Here is an 18800-nt window from a genome sequence, read left to right as displayed (position 1 = left end):
CGGCTAGTCTGATCCAGCAAATGCCTTGCAAAGACCGCGTCGTCGGGTATTTGTCGTATCATATATGGTAGCGGTAACGAGCCGTCGTGACAGATGGCCGACCAAGGGGAGGGGACCGATTGCAATCCCATAGCGTCATCCGCCCGCTGCGCGCCTTCGCCGGCGCCGCCAGCGCGCTGGCCCTCGTGGCCGCCGCCCTGGTTCCCGCCACAGGCCTCGCCGCCGACTTGCCCAAGCTGGTGACCAAGGACGGCCGCCACGCCCTGATGGTGGACGGCGCGCCCTATCTGATGCTGGGTGTCCAGGCCAACAACGCCGCCAACTATCCCTCGCAATTGCCCAAGGTGTGGCCGGCCGTGAAGGCCATGCACGCCAACACCCTGGAGATCCCGGTCGCCTGGGAGCAGATCGAGCCGGTCGAGGGCAAGTTCGACTTCTCGTATGTGGACGTGCTGCTCAAGCAGGCCCGCGAGAACGACACCAAGCTGGTCCTGCTGTGGTTCGCCACCTGGAAGAACAACGGCCCGCAATACGCCCCCGAGTGGGTGAAGCTGGACAACAAGCGCTTCCCCAGGGTGATCACCGCCAAGGGCGAGACCCGCAACTCGCTGTCGCCGCACTTCCCCGCCACGCTGGAGGCCGACAAGAAGGCCTTCGTCGCCCTGATGCGGCACCTGAAGGACGTGGACGCCGATCACACCGTGATCATGGTCCAGCCCGAGAACGAGACGGGCACCTACAGCGCCGTGCGCGACTATTCGCCGACCGCCCAGAAGCTGTTCGCGGGTCCGGTCCCGGCCGAGCTGGTCAAGGCTCTGGGCAAGAAGCCGGGAACCTGGAGCCAGGTGTTCGGCAAGGACGCCGACGAGTTCTTCCACGCCTGGGCCATCGGCCGGTTCGTCAACGAAGTGGCGGCCGCCGGCAAGCGCGAGCTGCCGCTGCCGATGTACGTCAACGCCGCCCTGCGCGACCCCTTCAACTACCAGGACCCCTACACCTACTCGTCGGGCGGCCCGACCTGGAACGTGCTGGACGTCTGGAAAGCCGCCGCGCCCTCCATCGACGCCCTGGCGCCCGACATCTACATGCGCGAGAGCAAGAGCGTCCGGAAGACGCTGGAGCAGTACGGCCGCCCCGACAACGCCCTGTTCGTGCCCGAGATCGGCAGCGACAAGGGCTATGCCCGCCACGTCTATGACGTGCTGGGTCACCAGGGGATCGGCTTCGCGCCCTTCGGCCTGGACTACACCGGCTATTCCAACTTCCCGCTGGGGGCCAAGACCGTCGACGCCCAGACGCTGGAGAACTTCGGCGTCCACTACCGCCTGCTGTCCCCGATGGCCCGCGAGTGGGCCAGGCTGTCCTACGAGAGCAAGGTCTGGGGCGTGGGCGAGGCCGACGGCGGCCCGGCCGAAAGCCTGGACCTGGGCGGCCGCTGGACAGCGCGTGTTACCTTCGGCGAGTGGCAGTTCGGCTCGATGGAAGCGCCGTGGATGGCCAAGACCGAGAAGCAGCCCAATCGCGAGGTGCCCGACGGCGGCGCCCTGATCGCCCAGCTGTCGCCCAACGAATTCCTGGTCACCGGCTATCGCGCCCGCGTCACCTTCGGCTCGGCCAAGGGCGAGCAGTTCATGCTGGCCCGGGTCGAGGAAGGCCATTTCGAGAACGGCAAGTGGGTCTTCGATCGGCTGTGGAACGGCGACTCCATCGACTACGGCCTGAACCTGACGACCCTGCCGCAGGTGCTGAAGGTCAAGCTGGCCACGTACTGAATTGAACCCGCGCGCCGGCGTCGGCCGGGATGCGCGGGGTTGGAACGAAGATCATAGGGAAGAGCCCATGCGCATGTTTTCCAAGTCCCTGGCCGCCGGCCTGACCCTGGCCCTCCTGGCCTCGACCAGCGCCTTCGCTTTGGACGGCGCCTTCGAGAAGACCGCCGACGGCGTGATCGTCACCCCCGCCTCGGGCCCCGCCAAGAAGGTGCGGCTGCAGGTGATGAGCGACCGCATCATTCACGTCACCGCCGTCCCGACCGAGGCCTTCGACGAACCCAAGAGCCTGATGGTCCAGGCCCAGCCCAAGACCTCGGGCTTCACGGTCGACCAGGTGGGCGGCAAGCTTGTGCTGAAGACCGGCAAGGCCACGGCGGAGGTCTCGCTGGCCGACGGCACGGTCGACTTCAAGGACGCCGCCGGCAAGACGGTGCTGTCCGAGCGCGACCGCGGCGCCTTCACCCCGGTGAAGGTCCAGGGCCAGGATTTCTACGAGGTTCGCCAGCAGTTCAATCCGGGTACGGACGAAGCCTTCTACGGCCTGGGCCAGCACCAGAACGGCCAGATGAACTACAATGGCCAGGACGTCGAGCTGCTGAACTACAACCGCACCATCGTGGTGCCGATGCTGCTGTCCAGCCGGGGCTATGGCCTGCTGTGGGACAACAATTCGATCACCCGCTTCGGCGACCCGATCCCCTATGACGTCGCTTCGCGCGACCTGAAGATCACGGGCCTGGACGGCAAGCCCGGCTTCACCGCCAAGTATTACGTCGGCGGCCAGCTGAAGCTGACCCGCACCGAGAAGGACATCGACTACCGGTTCCTCAAGGACCTGCCCAACATGCCCGCCGAGCTGAACGGCCCGGACGGCAAGCCGCTGCCCGACAAGAAGGTGGTGTGGGAAGGGACGATCACCACCGACAAGGCCGGGGTCCACAAGTTCGAGCTCTATTCCAGCGACTACGCCAAGGTCTGGATCGACGGCAAGCTGGTGATCGACCGCTGGCGCCAGAACTGGAACCCTTGGTACCACGACTTCGATACCGCCCTGACCCCGGGCAAGGCCCACAAGATCAAGGTCGAGTGGCTGCCGGACGGCGGCTATATCGGCCTGCTGCACAACAACCCGATGGCGGCCCTGGACCGCCACTCGCTGCAGCTGACCTCCGAGGTCGGCAAGGCGATCGACTACTACTACGTCGGCGGCGACAACCTGGACCAGGTGGTGGGCGGCTATCGCGAGCTGACCGGCAAGTCGACGATGATGCCGCGCTGGGCCTACGGCTTCTGGCAGAGCCGCCAGCGCTACGAGACCGCCGACCAGATGCTGGGCGTGGTCAAGGAGTACCGCAAGCGCGAGCTGCCGCTCGACAACATCGTCATGGACTGGCGCTACTGGACCGACCCCACCTGGGGCAGCCACAAGTTCGACGCCTCGCGCTTCCCCGACCCCAAGGCGATGGTCGACGAGATCCACGCCAACAACGCCCACTTCATGATCTCGATCTGGCCGAAGTTCTATCCGACCACGGATAACTTCAAGGAGCTGGACGCCAAGGGCTACATGTACAAGCGCAACATCGAGCAGGGCGCGCTGGACTGGGTGGGTCCCGGCTATCTGAACTCGTTCTACGACCCCTATCCGAAGGAAGCCCGCGACATCTACTGGCGCCAGGTCAAGGAGAACCTGAAGGTCTTCGGCGTCGACGCCTGGTGGATGGACGCCTCGGAGCCCGACCTGCACTCCAACCTCGACGTGCCGGAACGCACCCTGCGCATGGGTCCCACGGCGCTCGGTCCGGCGGCCGAGTATTTCAACAGCTATTCGCTGCTGCACACCCAGGGCGTCTATGACGGCGAGATGGCGCTGAACCCGGACGTGCGTCCGTTCATCCTGACCCGTTCGGGCTTCGGCGGCCTGCAGCGCAACGCCTCGGCGGTGTGGAGCGGCGACGTCGTGGCCCGCTGGGACGACTTCCGCGACCAGATCTCGGCCGGCGTGAACCTGTCGATGTCGGGCATCCCCAACTGGACCACCGACATCGGCGGCTTCTCGGTCGAGAAGCGCTACGAGAACAAGGACCCGGCCCACTGGGCCGAGTGGCAGGAGCTGAACCTGCGCTGGTTCCAGTTCGGCGCCTTCAGCCCGCTGTTCCGCAGCCACGGCGAGGCCCCGTTCCGCGAGATCTACAACCTCGCCGACGAGGGGACCGAGGTCTACAAGAGCCTGGCCTGGTACGACGAGCTGCGCTACCGGCTGATGCCCTACACCTACACCCTGGCGGCCGACACCTATCAGCGTGACGGCAGCATCATGCGCGGCCTGGTGATGGACTATCCGGCCGACAAGAAGGCCCAGAACGTCGACGACCAGTACCTGTACGGCAAGGCGTTCCTGGTGGCCCCGGTCACGGCCTTCAAGGCCCGCACCCGCTCGGTCTATCTGCCCGGCGCGACCACCTGGTACGACTTCAACACCGGCAAGGCGTTCAAGGGCGGCCAGACGATCAAGGCCGAGGCCCCGCTGGATCGCATGCCGCTCTACGTGAAGGCCGGCTCCATCGTGCCGACCACGGTGGTCCAGCAGTATGTCGGCGAAAAGCCCGACGCCCCGCTGACCGTGGTGGTCTACACCGGCGCCGACGGCGTGTTCGAACTCTACGAGGACGACGGCCTGTCCAACGGCTACGCCCGCGGCGCCTACAGCCGCATCCCGATGAGCTACGACAACGCCACGGGCCGCCTGACGGTCGGCGCGCGGTCGGGCAGCTTCAAGGGCATGCTGGAGAACCGCGTGATCAAGGTCCGCTTCATCGGCGCGGGCGCCAAGCCGACCGACTTCGAGACGGTGGACGCGACCGTGGACTACGCCGGCCAGCCGGTGGTGGTGACGCGGAAGAAGTAGTTCGAAGGTCGGGGGCAAGGTGGGATCATACCCACTTGCCCCCACCTGACCGCTGCGCGGTCTGTCCGCCCCCGTAGGGGGCGGAGGCTTCAAGCGCGGCGCGCCTCTTCCCCCTATGGGGGAAGACGATCGCGAAGCGATCCGTAGGGGGCAAGGGCGTGCGCCGCCGACCCTAGGCCTGCGCCACCAGCTTCTTCACGATCAGCTGCGCGGCGTTCACTCGCTCGCCGCCCGGCTCCATCACCTCCAAGTGCACGTGGTTGGTGATGCCGGGATAGTGCCGCTGCAGGCTCTCGACGCTGCCGATGGTCTCGCCCAGGCGGACGGCCTGGCCGACCTCGACGTCGGGCGTCACGTAGAAGGCGCGGGCCACGTAGCCCAGGGCGGGGTTGGAAATCTCGACGAACTTCAGGTCGCTGGAGCCGGCATAGGCGTAGCCGATCTTGGTGACGTAGCCGGAAATCGGGGCGGCGACGTCCTGGCCGGCCGTGGCCACGTAGTCGACGCCTTCGTGGCTGCGCGAGCCGCCGTCGCGGCGGGCGCCGAACTGGCCGTCGCCGAAGTCGTCGTGGCCGCGCGGGGCGCCGCCGGTGGGGTTGGCGAAGTCGGGGGCGCCGTCGCCGTCGACATCGGCCCCGCTCCAGACCAGCTCCTTGCGGACGGGCTTCTGGGCCTTGGCCGTCATCTCGGCCAGCAGCCGCTGCACGGCCGGCGCCGGGGCGCGCGGGGCCAGGTGGGGGTTCTCCATCGCCGCCACCACCATCGGAGCGAAGACCAGGGCCAGACCCATCGCGGCGCGCGCCCAGGGGGCGACCTTCTGGGGGGCGAGTTTCTTCGCTTCCGATGCCGGCATGAAATTGTCCTGGATCGTTTCTGGGCTTTGAGCGTTGGCCCGACTAGCGACCAGATAAGGCGAAGACGTGGCAAACCGAGTGCGGCGCGAGGTCGCGCAGGGATTGTCGCACGGCGCCGCTTGTCCCAAGCTTTACTTTAGAAAGTGTTCCGGATCGGCGATGATTTCGCTGATCAACGTTCGGCCACGGCCTTCAAGGATCAGATGCGAGTGGCCGTTTTCCAGCAGCACCGCGTCCAGCGGCTGCAGGTCGATCTCGCCGCCCGGCCGCAGGACCCGCAGCGGGTCCAGGGCCAGGACCAGGGTCACCCGCGCCCGGGCCGCCACCTCGCCGGCGCCGGCGATGCTCTGGCGGCGGGTGCGGGCCCGCAAGGCCCCCCGCCGCACCATGACGTTCAGGTCGCTGATCGGGCCGCTGGTCAGGCGCGCGGTCACCTTGGCCTCGCCGGAGAAGTCCAGGGGCGGGGAGGCCGCGTCCAGGGCCAGCAGCCGGTCGTCGACCGTCATCATCAGGCCTTCGCCCGCGATCACGGTCAGCACGCGGTCCACGCCCGGGAAGGTCGAGAACGGTCCGTCGGCCTCGATTTCGGCCAGGCTGATCCGCCATTCGAAGTCATTCAGACCCGCGCCGGGCGGCCAGGCGGCGACCTCGCGCGTGACGCCGCCGCCGTTCTTCCACGGCGTGGCGATCCGATCGGCGGCTCTCAGGACGCGCATGGGCTCATCAGGATCAGAGTATGCCCGGCAGGTCCAGTCCGTGCTCGCGGGCGCAATCCTTGGCGATCTCGTAGCCCGCGTCGGCGTGGCGCATGACGCCGGTGGCCGGGTCGTTCCACAGCACGCGCTCGATGCGCTTGGCGGCGGCGTCGGTGCCGTCGCAGACGATGACCATGCCCGAATGCTGCGAGAAGCCCATGCCCACCCCGCCGCCATGGTGCAGCGACACCCAGGTGGCGCCCGAGGCTGTGTTGAGGAGAGCGTTCAGCAGCGGCCAGTCCGACACCGCGTCCGAGCCGTCCATCATCCCCTCCGTCTCGCGGTTGGGCGAGGCGACCGAGCCGCTGTCCAGGTGGTCGCGGCCGATCACGACAGGGGCCTTGAGCTCGCCCGAGGCGACCATTTCGTTGAAGGCCAGGCCCAGGCGGTGGCGGTCGCCCAGACCCACCCAGCAGATGCGGGCGGGAAGACCCTGGAACTTGATCTTCTCGGCGGCCATGTCGAGCCAGTGGTGCAGGTGGGGATTGTCGGGGATCAGTTCCTTGACCTTGGCGTCGGTCTTTCGGATGTCCTCCGGATCGCCCGACAGCGCCGCCCAGCGGAACGGTCCGATCCCTCGGCAGAACAGCGGACGGATATAGGCGGGCACGAAGCCGGGGAAGTCGAAGGCGTTGGCCACGCCTTCCTCCAGCGCCATCTGGCGGATGTTGTTGCCGTAGTCGACCGTGGGCACGCCGGCGGCCTGGAAGTCGAGCATGGCCTGCACGTGCACGGCCATCGAGGCGCGGGCGGCGCGGTTCACCGTTTCAGGCTCGCGCTCCTTGGCGGTGGCCCACTGGTCCAGCGTCCAGCCGGCCGGCAGGTAGCCGTTGATCGGGTCGTGGGCGCTGGTCTGGTCGGTCAGTAGGTCGGGGCGGATGCCGGCGGCGAACATGGCCGGCAGCAGTTCGGCGGCGTTGCCCAACAGGCCGACCGAGATGGGAGTCCGGTTTCGACAGGACTCCTCGATCCAGGCCAGGGCCTCATCCAGACTCTCGGTGGCCTTGTCGAGGTAGCCGGTGCGCAGACGCATCTCGATCCGCGAGGGTTGGCACTCGATGGCCAGGCACGAGGCCCCGGCCATCACCGCCGCCAGGGGTTGGGCCCCGCCCATGCCGCCCAGGCCCGCCGTCAGCAGCCACTTTCCAGACAGGTCGCCGGCATAGTGCTGGCGGCCCATCTCGACAAAGGTCTCGTAGGTGCCCTGAACGATGCCCTGGGCGCCGATATAGATCCACGAGCCGGCGGTCATCTGGCCGTACATGGCCAGGCCCTTCCTATCGAGTTCGTTGAAGTGCTCCCAGTTGGCCCAGCGCGGAACCAGATTGGAGTTGGCGATCAGCACCCGAGGCGCGTCGGCATGGGTGCGGAACACGCCGACCGGCTTGCCCGACTGCACCAGCAGGGTCTGGTCGTCTTCCAGGCGGCGCAGGGTCTCGACGATCTTGTCGTAGCTCTCCCAGTCTCGCGCCGCGCGGCCGATGCCGCCATAGACCACCAACTCCTCGGGCCGCTCGGCGACGTCGGGGTGCAGGTTGTTCATCAGCATCCGCAGCGGGGCTTCGGTCAGCCAGGACTTGGCGGTGAGGTCCGTGCCGGTGGCGGGGCGGATGACGCGGGTGTTGTCGAGACGGGTCATGCGGAAACTCCGAAGGCGAGGCAAGCCTTGAGGGCGTCGCTCAGCGCGGCTTGCAGCGGTGCGGCGCGGGGCGTGTGGAAGGGCGTGGGCCAACTTCCCGGGGTCAGGACCGGCGGCTCGTCGATATAGCCGCGGCAGGCCAGCTCCATCTGGACGGCGTGGACGCCGATCTCCGGCTGACCGTAGTGGCGGGTGATCCAGCCGCCCTTGAAGCGGCCGTTGGTCACCCGCGACAGGCCCGAGGCGTCGCACGCGGCCTCGACGGCGGCGGTCAGGGACGGATCGCACGACGCGCCGCTGTTCGTCCCGACGTTGAACTGCGGCAGCTCGCCGTCGAACAGCCGCGCCACCTGCGAGCGGATCGAGTGGGCGTCGTAGAGCACGACCTTGCCGTGGGCGGCTTTCAGTCGGGTGAGTTCAGCGGTGAGGGTGTCGTGATACGGCGTAAAGAAGGCCTCGCGCCGCGCGGCGATCTCGGCCTCGTCCGGCGCCTGACCGTCGCGATACAGCGGCTCGCCGTCGAAGGTTTCGGTGGGGCACAAGCCCGTGGTCGCCTGGCCCGGATAGAGCGAGGCGCCCGACGGGTCGCGGTTGACGTCGATCACCGTGCGCGAGATCGCCGTGCGCACCACGGTCGCGCCCAGGTCGGCGGCGAAGGCGTAGAGCTCCGGGATCCACCAGTCGGCGTCCTTGCGCGCCAGCCAGGGCGAGACAAGGCGGGCCTCGATGTCCGCCGGGATATCGGTCCCGGCGTGAGGGATCGACACGACCAGCGGGGCCTCGCCGCGATGGACGTGGAGCCAGTCGCTCACGCCTCCACTCCCGGCAGGGCCACGCCCGCCGCCGCCGCGATCAGGGCGCCCGAGCGGACCAGGGCGTTGGCCGCCTCCATGTCCGGGTGGAAATGGCGGTCGTCGGAGAGATACGGCACCTGGACCCGCAGCGCGCCGCGCGCGGCTTCCAGCGGGGCGCTGGAGGTCAGGGGCGCGTGGAAGTCGCAGCCCTGGACGGCGGCCAAGAGCTCGATGCCGATCACGGCTTCCGCCGCCTCGACCATGGCCAGCAGGCGCCGGGCGCCGTGAGCGGCCATCGAGACGTGGTCTTCCTGGTTGGCCGAGGTGGGGATGGAGTCGACGCTGGCCGGATAGGCCTTCTGCTTGTTCTCCGACACCAGGGCCGCGGCCGTGACCTGCGGGATCATGAAGCCGGAGTTCAGGCCCGGCTTGGGCGTCAGGAAGGCCGGCAGGCCCGAGCAGGCGGGGTCGACCAGCATGGCGATGCGGCGCTCGGCGATCGAGCCGATCTCGCAGACGGCCAGGGCGATCATGTCGGCGGCGAAGGCCACCGGCTCGGCGTGGAAGTTGCCGCCCGACAGGGCCTCGTCGGTATCGGGGAAGATCAGCGGGTTGTCCGAGACGCCGTTGGCCTCGGTCGCCAGCGTCACGGCCGCCTGGCGCAGCACGTCCAGCGCCGCGCCCATCACCTGGGGCTGGCAGCGCAGGCAGTACGGATCCTGCACCCGGGCGTCGCCCTCGCGGTGGGAGTCGCGAATCGCCGAGCCGGCCATCAGGGCGCGCAGGGCGGCGGCGGTCTCGATCTGGCCGGGCTGGCGGCGCAGGACGTGGATGCGCGGATCGAAGGGGGTGTCCGAGCCCTTGGCCGCCTCGGTCGCCAGGGCGCCGGTGACCAGGGCCGACTGGAACAGCCGCTCGGCGTCGAACAGGGCGGCCAGGGCGTTGGCGGTCGAGAACTGGGTGCCGTTCAACAGAGCCAGGCCTTCCTTCGGGCCCAACGTCAGGGGCTTGAGGCCCGCTTCCATGAGGGCCTGCACGGCGGGCAGCCGCTGGCCGCCGACGAAGATCTCGCCGACCCCGATCATGGTCGCGGCCATGTGCGACAGCGGCGCCAGATCGCCCGAGGCGCCGACCGAGCCCTGGCATGGCACGACGGGCGTCAGGCCCTTCACGAGCATGGCTTCCAAGAGGTCGGTCGTCGCCGGCTTCACGCCCGAGGCGCCTTGCGCCAGGCTGGCCAGCTTGAGAGCCATCATCAATCGGATCACCGGAACCGGCGACGGCGCGCCGGTGCCGGCGGCGTGGGACAGGACGATATTGCGCTGCAGGGTCTCCAGGTCCGCGTCGCCGATGCGCACGCTGGCCAGTTTCCCGAAGCCCGTATTGATGCCGTAGACCGGCGCGCCCTTGGCCAGGATGCGTTCGACGGCGGCGGCGCTTTCGGCGATCACGGGGGCGGCACTCGGGTTCAGGCGAGCGGGCGCGCCGCGATAGACGGCCTTCCAGTCGGACAGGCTGACTTCACCGGGATTGAGGACGACTTCGATCACTTACAGGCCCTTCCAGACGCGCGCATGGAGCGGGTTGAAGCCCATGCGGTAGACAAGTTCGGCGGGACGCTCGATGTCCCAGATGGCGAGGTCGCAGGCCTTGCCGGCCTCCAGCGTGCCGACGTCGCCCAGCCGTCCGATCGCCCGCGCGGCCTCGCGCGTGACGCCGGCCAGGCATTCGTCGACGGTCATGCGGAACAGGGTGGCGGCCATGTTCATCGTTAGCAGCAGGCTGGTCAGGGGCGAGGTGCCGGGGTTGCAGTCGGTGGCCAGGGCCAGCGGGACACCGGCCTCGCGCAGGGCCGCGATCGGCGGCAGCTTGGTCTCGCGCACGAAGTAGTAGGCGCCGGGCAGCAGCACGGCGGTGGTGCCGGCCTTGGCCATCGCCGCGATCCCGGCGGCGTCCAGGTGCTCCAGGTGATCGGCCGACAGCGCCCCGAACTCGGCGGCCAGGGTGGCGCCGTTGAGGTTCGACAGCTGCTCGGCGTGCAGCTTGACCGGCAGGCCGTGCTCGCGCGCGGCCTGGAACACCCGGCGGGTCTGGGCGGGGGAAAAGCCGATGCCCTCGCAGAAGGCGTCGACCGCGTCGGCCAGGCCCTCGGCGGCGACGGCGGGGATCATCTCGCGACAGACGTGATCAATGTAGCCATCGGCGTCGCCGGCGAACTCGGGCGGCAGGGCGTGGGCGCCGAGGAAGGTGGTGGTCACCGACACCGGTCGGACGTCGGCCAGCGCGCGGGCGGCGCGGAGGCTTTTGCGTTCGTCGTCCAGCGACAGGCCGTAGCCGGACTTGATCTCGACGGTGGTCAGGCCCTCGGCGATCAGGGCGTCCAGGCGGGGCAGGGCGGCGGCGACCAGCTGGCCTTCCGAGGCGGCGCGGGTGGCCTTCATGGTCGACACGATGCCACCGCCGGCCCGGGCGATCTCCTCGTAGGACGCGCCGGCCAACCGCAGCTCGAACTCGTGGGCGCGGTCGCCGCCGAACACGAGGTGGGTGTGGGGATCGATCAGGCCGGGCGTGATCCAGCGGCCTTCGCAGTCGAGGGTCTCGCGGGCCTCGAAGGCGGGGGCCTCGGCGGCGGGGCCGGCATAGAGGATGCGGCCGGCCAGGCTGGCGATGACGCCGTCCTCCACGACGCCGATTCCCGGCCGGCCCAGCGCGAAAGTCGCCAGGCGGGCCTTGCTCCACACCCGATCGCAGCGCATGGCGGGGACGCTCCCGACGCCTTCGGCCCCTTGCCGACGGCTTCAATATGTATAGACATATTCACGGGCCATGAGGATTGTCCAGTGACCGACGACGAGTTTCCGCCAGAAGCCGATCAGGACGACGAGGCGCCGATCTACACGCCGCCCGGCGAGACCGCGCCTGTTGCGGAAGAACCGATGCCGGAACCCGCGCCTCAGGAAGCGCCGCCGCCTGCCGCCGCGTCGTCCGGCCCCCAGACTCTCTGGTTCGAACAGGCCTTGCTGGCCGACGGCTGGGCCAAGGACGTGCGCTTCACGATCAGCGAGGGGATGATCGCCCGGGTCGACACCGACGTCGCCCGCCGCTCCGACGAGACCGCCCACGGCCCCTGCATCCCCGGCCTGCCCAACCTGCACAGCCATGCCTTCCAGCGGGCGATGGCGGGCCTGACGGAAACGCGCGGCCCGACAGGCGACAGCTTCTGGACCTGGCGCGAGCTGATGTACCGCTTCGTCGACCGCCTCGGTCCCGACGAGGTCCAGGCGATCGCGGCGCTGGCCTACATGGAGATGCTGGAGACCGGCTCGACGCGCGTCGGCGAGTTCCACTACCTGCACCACGACAAGGACGGCGGCGCCTACGCCGACCCCGCCGAGATGGCCGCGCGGATCGCGGCGGCGGCCGACGAGACGGGCATCGGCCTGACCCTGCTGCCGGTGTTCTACGCCCATGCCGGCTTCGGCGGCGTCGCGCCGGGGGAGGGCCAGCGACGGTTCATCCATGACGTCGACGGCTACGGCCGGCTGATCGAGGCCAGTCGCGCGGCGACGGCCGGCCTGCCCGACGCGGTCGTCGGGATCGCACCCCACAGCCTGCGGGCGGTAACGGGTGAGGAACTGACGGCGATCATCCCCTTTGCGGCCGCCAATCCCATCCACATCCACATCGCCGAGCAGACGCAGGAGGTCGACGACTGCCTGGCCGCCACCGGCGCGCGGCCCGTGCGCTGGCTGATGAACAACGCCCCCGTCGACAAGCGCTGGTGCCTGGTCCACGCCACGCACCTGAACGCCATGGAGACCGAGCGCCTGGCCAAGAGCGGCGCGGTCGCGGGCCTTTGCCCGATCACCGAGGCCAATCTGGGCGACGGCGTCTTCCCGGCCCACGACTTCCTGGCGGCCGGCGGGGCGTTCGGGATCGGCTCCGACAGCAACGTGCTGATCGACGCGGCCGAGGAGCTGCGGACCCTGGAATACGCCCAGCGCCTGACGCGCCGGGCCCGCAACGTCCTGGCCAAGGCGCCGGGCAGCTCGACGGGCGGGGAGTTGTTCCGGGCGGCGGTCACCGGCGGAGCCCAGGCCCTGGGCGTGGCCGGCGGCTTGCGGCGTGGTCGCGTCGCCGACTTCGTCACCCTGGATCGCGCCCACCCGGCGATGATCGGCCGTCACGGCGACGCCTTGCTGGACAGCTGGGTGTTCGCCGGGCGACACGGGGCCATCGACGGCGTCTGGCGTCACGGCCGCCAGGTCGTCAGCGGCGGCCGCCACCAGGCGCGCGAGGCGATCCTCGCCCGCTACAAAACCGTCCTGGGGAGCATCCTGGCTTGAGTGAAGGCACGCTCCACCAGCGCATCCGTGGCGAGATCGAGGACTTGATCCGCTCGGGCGCCTGGGCGCCGGGCCGCAAGGCGCCCTCCGAAGCCGAGTTGATGGTGCAATACGGCTGCTCGCGGATGACGGTCAACAAGGCGATGTCGGCCCTGGCCGACGAGGGGCTGATCGTGCGTCGCCGCCGCGCCGGCTCGTTCGTGGCCCGGCCGCGCGTCCACTCCACCGTGCTCGACATCCCCGACATCCAGGCGCAGATCCTGGCGCGGGGCGAGACCTATCGCTTCGACCTGCTGGAGCAAAAGCGGCGTAAGGCCAAGGCCGGCGACGCCGAAGAGGTGGCCCTGGCGGCGGGCGGCGAGCTGCTGGTCCTGCGCGGCCTGCACGTGGCGGGCGGGCGGCCGTTCGCCCTGGAGGATCGCCTGATCAGCCTGGCCGCCGTGCCGGAGGCGGCGACCACCGACTTCGCCGCCGAGCCGCCCGGCGCCTGGCTGCTGCATCACGTGCCCTGGACCGAGGCCGAGAACCGCATCGGCGCCGTCGGGGCCGAGGCGGTGGTCGCCGGCCTTCTGGCCCTGGACGCCGGCGCGGCCTTGCTGGCGGTCGAGCGCCGCACCTGGCGGGCCGGCGAGCCGGTCACCTGGGTGCGCCAGCTGTTCCCGGGCGAGGCCTACGACCTGGTGGCGCGGTTCGGGCCCGCCCGGGGGTAGGGCTACTTCACCGACAGGTCGGCGTAGGCGGCCTCGATGGCTTCGTCGCGGCCGGTCGGGTTCTTGGCCAGTCGGGCCTTGGCGGCCTTGGCCACTTCGGCGGCGCGAGCGGGCGTCAGGGCCGCGAGATAGCGGTGAGCCTTCAGCTTCTGGTCGACGGTGACGCCGCGCTTGATGGTGTCGGTCATGGGGGCTCCTTGCGAAAGGGCGCTGGTCTACGCGGCCGTTCCGGCCTTGTCCAAGCCTACAGCGACTGGCCGTCGTCCACCGTGAACACCGAGCCCGTCACCGCCCGGGCCGCGTCGGAGCTCAGGTACAGCGCCATGGCCTCCAGATCCGAGGTCTCCATCAGCCGCTTTCTCGGGAAGCTGCCCACCAGCTTGGCGCCGCCTTCGCTGTCGAACCAGTCGTCGTTGATCTCGGTCTTGATGTAGCCGGGGCACAGGACGTTGACGTTGATGCCCTTGCGCGCCCACTCGCGGGCCAGGCCCTTGCCCATGTGGGCGGTGGCGGCCTTGGAGGCGACATAGGCGGTCAGGCCCGGCAGCACCTTGTGGGCGCCGATGGAGGCCACCAGCAGGACGCGGCCGCGTTGGTTGTCGGCGCTGCCGGCCTTGATCATCCGCCGCGCGCCCTCGCGGGCGGTCAGGAAGACGCCGCGCGTGTTGACGCCCAGGATCTTGTCGAAGTCTTCGATGGCGATATCGAGCGCCGAGCCTTCGACATTGATGCCGGCGTTGGCGATCACCGAGTCGGGCGCGCCGAACGCGGCCTCGACGGCGTCGTAGCCGGCGATGACCGAGGCCTCGTCCTCGACGTCCATGGCGAAGGCCTGGGCGGTTCCGTCGGCGGCGGCGATCTCGGCGACGAGGGCTTGCAGCTTGTCGGCGCGGCGGGCGGCGGCGGCGACCTTGGCGCCGGCCTTGGCGGCCGCGCGGGCGAGGTTGGCCCCGATGCCGGACGAGGCGCCGGTGATGAGGATCGTGCGGCCGGAGAGGTCGGTCATGGCGTTTCCTTTTTCGGCCATGTGTTCGGCCGTACCGGGAGAGGTCAATCCTGCCGTAGGGCGAACCTCACTTGCCCCCACCTGACCGCTTCGCGGTCTGTCCGCCCCCGTAGGGGGCGGAGGACGGAAAACGCGGCGTCCTCTTCCCCCTCCGGGGGAAGGAGGGCCGAAGGCCCGAAGGGGGCAAGTGGGTCAGACCAGCCCAGGCCCCGAGATCCTCACCACCGGCGTGAACGCCGGCCGCTGCTCGGGCAGTGTCACCCGCAGCCCCCGCGCATCCCGCTTGAACACCAGCTCGCCGCCGCCCAGCAGCTCCACCCGCCGCACCTCGCCCGCGCTGGTCGGGCGGGACGTCGCCAGGCTCTCGATCACCAGCTCGCCCGTCGGCCAGGCCATGGGCAAGGCGAACAGATCTCCGCCCTTGGTGACGAACCGGATATCCGCCGCCTCGAACGGCTTGGCCGCGCCTTCGTTCTGCATACCCTCGACCAGGCGCGTCGGGCCCTCGCCATAGATCCGCCAGGGCCGCGAGCCGTAGATCGCCGCGCCGTTGACGGCGATCCAGCCGGCCATGCCCTCCAGCACCTTCTCTTCCTTGTCGTCGATCGTGCCGTCGCCGCGCTGGGGGATGGAGACCAGCAGGCAGCCGTTCTTCGACACCACGTCGATCAGCCGCTGGATCACGTCCTTGGCGCTCTTGTAGCCGTCGCGGTCATAGAGGCCGCGGTCGTAGTGCCAGTTGCCGATGCAGGTGTCGGTCTGCCAGGGCTCGGGCCGCAGGCGGTCGGAGAAGCCGCGCTCCACGTCCTCGACGATCCCCCGGCGCTGAAGCGGCGACAGCTTCTTGCCGGTCACCACCACGTCGCTGGCGCCGCGCCAGGCGCGGGCCTGGTTGTAATAGTGAGCCGTGGCCGACAGCCCGGCCTGGCCCAGCGGCAGGCCGTAATTGTCGAAATAGACCATGTCGGGCCGATAGCGGTCGACCAGGTCGTTCTGCCGGGCCAGCCAGTTGGCCGTGAACCCCGGATTGTTCGGCGGTGGTGTCTCCAGCCACTCGCCGTCGTGCTTGTCGTGCCAGGCGTTGGCGGCGGCGATGCTGTCGACGCCGTCGGGGATCACCATGTTGCGGCCGGTATAGAGCTCCTGCGGGTCCAGCCCTTGCCACCACTTGCCCTTGCCGTCGGCCTTGGTGAGTTGGAAGGCGTCGTAGCGCCGGCCCTTCAGCGGCCCTTCGGCGTCGTAGCCATAGGCCGTCTGCCACCAGTGCCAGGCGTGGGCGCCGTGGTTGGAGACGCCGAACCGCATGCCGTGCTTGCGGGCGACCTTCTCCCAGGTCCCGACGATATCCCGCCCCGGACCCACCCGCAGGGTGTTCCAGGCGTGGTGGCGGCTGGCGAACATGTCGAGGTTGTCGTGGTGGTTGGCCATCGACATGAAGTACTTGGCCCCGGCGGCCTGGTACTTCTTCATCAGGCCTTCGGGATCCCAGTGCTCGGCCTTCCAGCGCGGGATGAATTCCATGAAGCCGAACTGCGTCGGGTGCCCGTAGGTCTTGACGTGGTGCTCGTAGAACGGGTTGCCCTGCTGGTACATCTGGCGGCCGTACCAGTCGCCGTATTCGGGCACGCATTGCGGACCCCAGTGCGACCAGATGCCGAGCTTGGCGTCGCGGAACCAGTCGGGGGTCTTGTAGCCGTCGGCCAGGGATTCCCAACTCGCCTGGAAGCCGTCCTTGCGCTTGGCGAAGGCGGGCGAGGCCGAGGCGGCGGCCAGGCCGGCGCCCAGGTTCAGCAGGTCACGTCGATTGAGGCTCATGCTGTTTCCTAACGGGCGGCCGGCGGATCGCCATAGAGGATGCCCCGACCGTGGACGCCCAGATAGACGCGGCCGTAGCGGTTCGGATCGCCGGTCATGGCCCGCAGCTCGGCGAAGCCCCAGCGCTCGTCGTGCAGCTTGATCCAGGTCTTGCCCACGTCGTCGGAGCGGAACACGCCCTCGACCCCGCCGACCTTGCCCCAGACGAACACCGCCGGATGACTCTGGCCCGGGGCGGCCTTGCCGAAGGCCACCAGGCCCGCGTCGTCGACGCCGGGCACGGCCTTGAAGCTGTCGCCGCCGTTGGTCGAGCGCATCAGGCCCTGGGCCGTGGCCAGCCACAGCTCGCCCTCGACGCCGGGAAGGGCCTTCAGCTGGCGGCCATAGGGCAGGTCGCGGGCGGTGACCTTGAAGGTCTCGCCGCCGTCGGCGCTGGCCAGCACCGCGCCCTGGGCGGCGTCATAGACGTAGAAGCGCTGCGGGTTCACGCGGTCGGAAGCGGGCATGAACTCGCGCCGGTCGCCGGCGGTGATCCCCTGCACGGGCCGCCACGACTTGCCGTCGTCGCTGGACACGTAGGGGGCGGCGTCGCGCATGGCCCAGACGATCCGCTTGCCGTCGGCCGAGAGAGCGATGCGGCCGGTGTGGATGTGGGCGTCGCGGGGCGGGGAGGTGGCGAAGGCCTTCCAGGTCTTGCCGCCGTCGGTCGAGCGGAAGCCGGCCGTGGGCGTGGGGTCGCTGGTGCGCACCAGAACGTTCGACGCCAGCTCGGCATAGTCCAGGCCCCGGTTGGTGCCGCCGTGCGGTTCGAAATAGCGGCTGTTGGTCGCCGAGTTCAGGTCGTCGTGCCGGAAACCGCCGATGTCGCCGATGGTGCTGATCAGCGGACCGCCGGGTGGGGTGACCAGCTCCAGCGCCACGGTCTCCTCCAGCCCCTCGTCGTCGAAGCGCCAGTGGGTGCGGCCCGAGCGGTCGGCCTCGGTCAGGTCCTTCGTCCGCCACAGGCCGTAGCCGGTGACGTAGATCGCCTCGTCCGGATTGGTGGGGTCGATGTCGACGTCGCCAATCCAGTGGCCCATGGCCCGAGCGGCCTTGTTCTCCAGGCTGCGAACCCAGGGCGCGCCGCCGATGTCGTGCTCGGACTTCTCGCGCAGGGCCTTCCAGCTCTTGCCGCCGTCGGTCGAGCGGAAGACATCGTCGCCCACCATCCAGCGATCCAGGGTGGAGACCACCAGCGTTCCCGGACGGGTGGGGTCCAGGCTGAGGCCGCCATAGCCGAACACGTCGGCGCCGCCGGGTCTGACGGGGGTGATGTCGGTCCAGGCGCCGGTGTCGGGGTCCATCTTCCAGACCGCGCCGTCGGTGACGCCGTTGGGGCCCAGGCCGTTGCCATAGGCCACATAGACCACGCCCTTGGCGTCGATCCCCACATGGTGCGGGACCAGGCCCTTGGGCTGGCCGTTGACCAGGCCCCAGGTTTGGCCGCCGTCGGTGCTGACCAGCAGGCCGCCGCCGGCCACGCCTTCCTTCACCGCGTTGGTGACGCCGGCATAGAGGATCGCCGTCTCGCCGGCCGGCGTCTTCTGCACCGGGTCGAAGGCGACCAGGGTCACGTGCATCTTGGGGAAGGCCTCGACCCGCGACCAGGTCGCCCCGAAGTCGGCGCTGCGATAGAGGCCGTCGCGCGCGCCCAGGAACAGCACCGAGCCCTTCTGGGGATCGACCATCAGCCGCTCGCCGGTGTTGCGGCCGGCCTCGTTGCCGCCGATCTTCACCGGCAGTTCGGTCTTGGCCCAGGTGGTCCCCCGGTCGGTGGAGCGCAGCAGAGCTCCGCCGCGCGCGCCCGGGCCGGTGTATTCGCCGGCCGCCATGTAGAGGCGGTTCGGATCCTGCGGATCGACCGCCAGGCTCAGCGCGCCCGCCAACTGGCCGTCGGCGCGCTTGAGGTCGTCGTTCAGGGCGATCCAGCGGCCCGTCGTCCGGTCCAGGCGATAGGCCCCGCCGATGTCGGTGCGGATATAGACCAGCCCCTTCTCGGTGGGGTGGTAGACCACCCCGCTGACGAAGCCGCCGCCCAGCACCTCGACGGTGTTCCAGGCGTAGGGTTGGACAGGCGGAGAGCCGGCGAGCGCGGGGGCGGCCAGGGTCAGCGCGCCGGCGGCGGCCGCCAGGGCGAGGAGGCGTTTGAACGAGGTCACGCG

14 protein-coding genes are annotated in these 18800 nt (G+C 69.6%); 4 read left to right on the top strand and 10 right to left on the bottom strand.

Features of this window, described 5'->3' with window-relative positions:
- The first annotated feature begins 119 nt into the window (after positions 1–119).
- Both AC07OA_RS13965 and AC07OA_RS13960 read left to right on the top strand, forming a co-directional pair.
- The gene (locus AC07OA_RS13965) at positions 120–1772 is read left to right on the top strand and encodes a DUF5597 domain-containing protein (protein WP_494664419.1); all 1653 of its coding nucleotides are present in this window, start codon (positions 120–122) and stop codon (positions 1770–1772) included.
- Between the two features lie 67 nt (positions 1773–1839).
- Positions 1840–4680, top strand: a complete 2841-nt coding sequence (locus AC07OA_RS13960; RefSeq protein ID WP_494664418.1) for a TIM-barrel domain-containing protein — start codon at positions 1840–1842, stop codon at positions 4678–4680.
- 172 nt (positions 4681–4852) lie between these two features.
- On the opposite strand, the gene AC07OA_RS13955 is transcribed toward AC07OA_RS13960, so the two are convergent.
- The 6 genes from AC07OA_RS13955 to hutI all read right to left on the bottom strand — a co-directional run bounded on the left by AC07OA_RS13955 (position 4853) and on the right by hutI (position 11478).
- Positions 4853–5533 carry a peptidoglycan DD-metalloendopeptidase family protein gene (locus AC07OA_RS13955; RefSeq protein WP_494664417.1) on the bottom strand — a complete coding sequence of 227 codons (681 nt, stop codon included), beginning with the start codon at positions 5531–5533 and terminating at the stop codon, positions 4853–4855.
- 132 nt (positions 5534–5665) lie between these two features.
- The gene (locus tag AC07OA_RS13950; RefSeq protein WP_494664416.1) at positions 5666–6250 is read right to left on the bottom strand and encodes a HutD/Ves family protein; all 585 of its coding nucleotides are present in this window, start codon (positions 6248–6250) and stop codon (positions 5666–5668) included.
- A gap of 13 nt (positions 6251–6263) precedes the next feature.
- Entirely contained in the window at positions 6264–7928 is a 1665-nt protein-coding gene (gene hutU / locus AC07OA_RS13945; protein WP_494664415.1) for a urocanate hydratase, read from the bottom strand.
- Positions 7925–8740, bottom strand: coding sequence for an N-formylglutamate deformylase (hutG, locus tag AC07OA_RS13940; RefSeq protein ID WP_494664414.1), 816 nt, complete (start codon positions 8738–8740; stop codon positions 7925–7927). The genes hutU and hutG overlap by 4 nt, the downstream gene beginning before the upstream one ends.
- Complete coding sequence (gene hutH / locus AC07OA_RS13935) at positions 8737–10272, bottom strand: histidine ammonia-lyase (protein ID WP_494664413.1); 1536 nt, start codon at positions 10270–10272, stop codon at positions 8737–8739. Before hutH ends, hutG begins: the two co-directional genes overlap by 4 nt.
- Entirely contained in the window at positions 10273–11478 is a 1206-nt protein-coding gene (gene hutI / locus AC07OA_RS13930) for an imidazolonepropionase (RefSeq protein WP_494664412.1), read from the bottom strand.
- 84 nt (positions 11479–11562) lie between these two features.
- Here hutI and AC07OA_RS13925 point away from each other — a divergent pair, with 84 nt between their 5' ends.
- Positions 11563–13068 (top strand): formimidoylglutamate deiminase, encoded by a 1506-nt coding sequence (locus tag AC07OA_RS13925; protein ID WP_494664411.1) that lies wholly within the window; start codon positions 11563–11565, stop codon positions 13066–13068.
- Entirely contained in the window at positions 13065–13778 is a 714-nt protein-coding gene (hutC, locus tag AC07OA_RS13920; RefSeq protein ID WP_494664410.1) for a histidine utilization transcriptional repressor HutC, read from the top strand. Before AC07OA_RS13925 ends, hutC begins: the two co-directional genes overlap by 4 nt.
- Positions 13779–13780: 2 nt before the next feature.
- On the opposite strand, the gene AC07OA_RS13915 is transcribed toward hutC, so the two are convergent.
- The 4 genes from AC07OA_RS13915 to AC07OA_RS13900 all read right to left on the bottom strand — a co-directional run bounded on the left by AC07OA_RS13915 (position 13781) and on the right by AC07OA_RS13900 (position 18797).
- Positions 13781–13966, bottom strand: a complete 186-nt coding sequence (locus AC07OA_RS13915) for a hypothetical protein (RefSeq protein WP_494664409.1) — start codon at positions 13964–13966, stop codon at positions 13781–13783.
- A gap of 56 nt (positions 13967–14022) precedes the next feature.
- The gene (locus AC07OA_RS13910; RefSeq protein ID WP_494664408.1) at positions 14023–14784 is read right to left on the bottom strand and encodes an SDR family NAD(P)-dependent oxidoreductase; all 762 of its coding nucleotides are present in this window, start codon (positions 14782–14784) and stop codon (positions 14023–14025) included.
- A 192-nt stretch (positions 14785–14976) separates the two neighbouring features.
- Complete coding sequence (locus tag AC07OA_RS13905) at positions 14977–16599, bottom strand: alpha-L-fucosidase (RefSeq protein WP_494664407.1); 1623 nt, start codon at positions 16597–16599, stop codon at positions 14977–14979.
- 8 nt (positions 16600–16607) lie between these two features.
- Positions 16608–18797 carry a hypothetical protein gene (locus AC07OA_RS13900; protein WP_494664406.1) on the bottom strand — a complete coding sequence of 730 codons (2190 nt, stop codon included), beginning with the start codon at positions 18795–18797 and terminating at the stop codon, positions 16608–16610.
- Positions 18798–18800: the final 3 nt, after the last annotated feature.

It is taken from the genome of Caulobacter sp. GW821-FHT09B08 (assembly GCF_059418225.1).
The sequence above is the reverse complement of the archived record's forward strand: the minus strand, read 5'-3'. Positions and strand labels throughout refer to the sequence as shown.

Coding starts and splice junctions, on each gene's coding strand:
- hutI (WP_494664412.1), bottom strand. CDS start 11,478: ATGCGCTGCGATCGGGTGTGGAGCAAGGCCCGCCTGGCGACTTTCGCG.
- hutU (WP_494664415.1), bottom strand. CDS start 7,928: ATGACCCGTCTCGACAACACCCGCGTCATCCGCCCCGCCACCGGCACG.
- AC07OA_RS13955 (WP_494664417.1), bottom strand. CDS start 5,533: ATGCCGGCATCGGAAGCGAAGAAACTCGCCCCCCAGAAGGTCGCCCCC.
- AC07OA_RS13915 (WP_494664409.1), bottom strand. CDS start 13,966: ATGACCGACACCATCAAGCGCGGCGTCACCGTCGACCAGAAGCTGAAG.
- AC07OA_RS13950 (WP_494664416.1), bottom strand. CDS start 6,250: ATGCGCGTCCTGAGAGCCGCCGATCGGATCGCCACGCCGTGGAAGAAC.
- AC07OA_RS13905 (WP_494664407.1), bottom strand. CDS start 16,599: ATGAGCCTCAATCGACGTGACCTGCTGAACCTGGGCGCCGGCCTGGCC.
- AC07OA_RS13910 (WP_494664408.1), bottom strand. CDS start 14,784: ATGACCGACCTCTCCGGCCGCACGATCCTCATCACCGGCGCCTCGTCC.
- AC07OA_RS13960 (WP_494664418.1), top strand. CDS start 1,840: ATGCGCATGTTTTCCAAGTCCCTGGCCGCCGGCCTGACCCTGGCCCTC.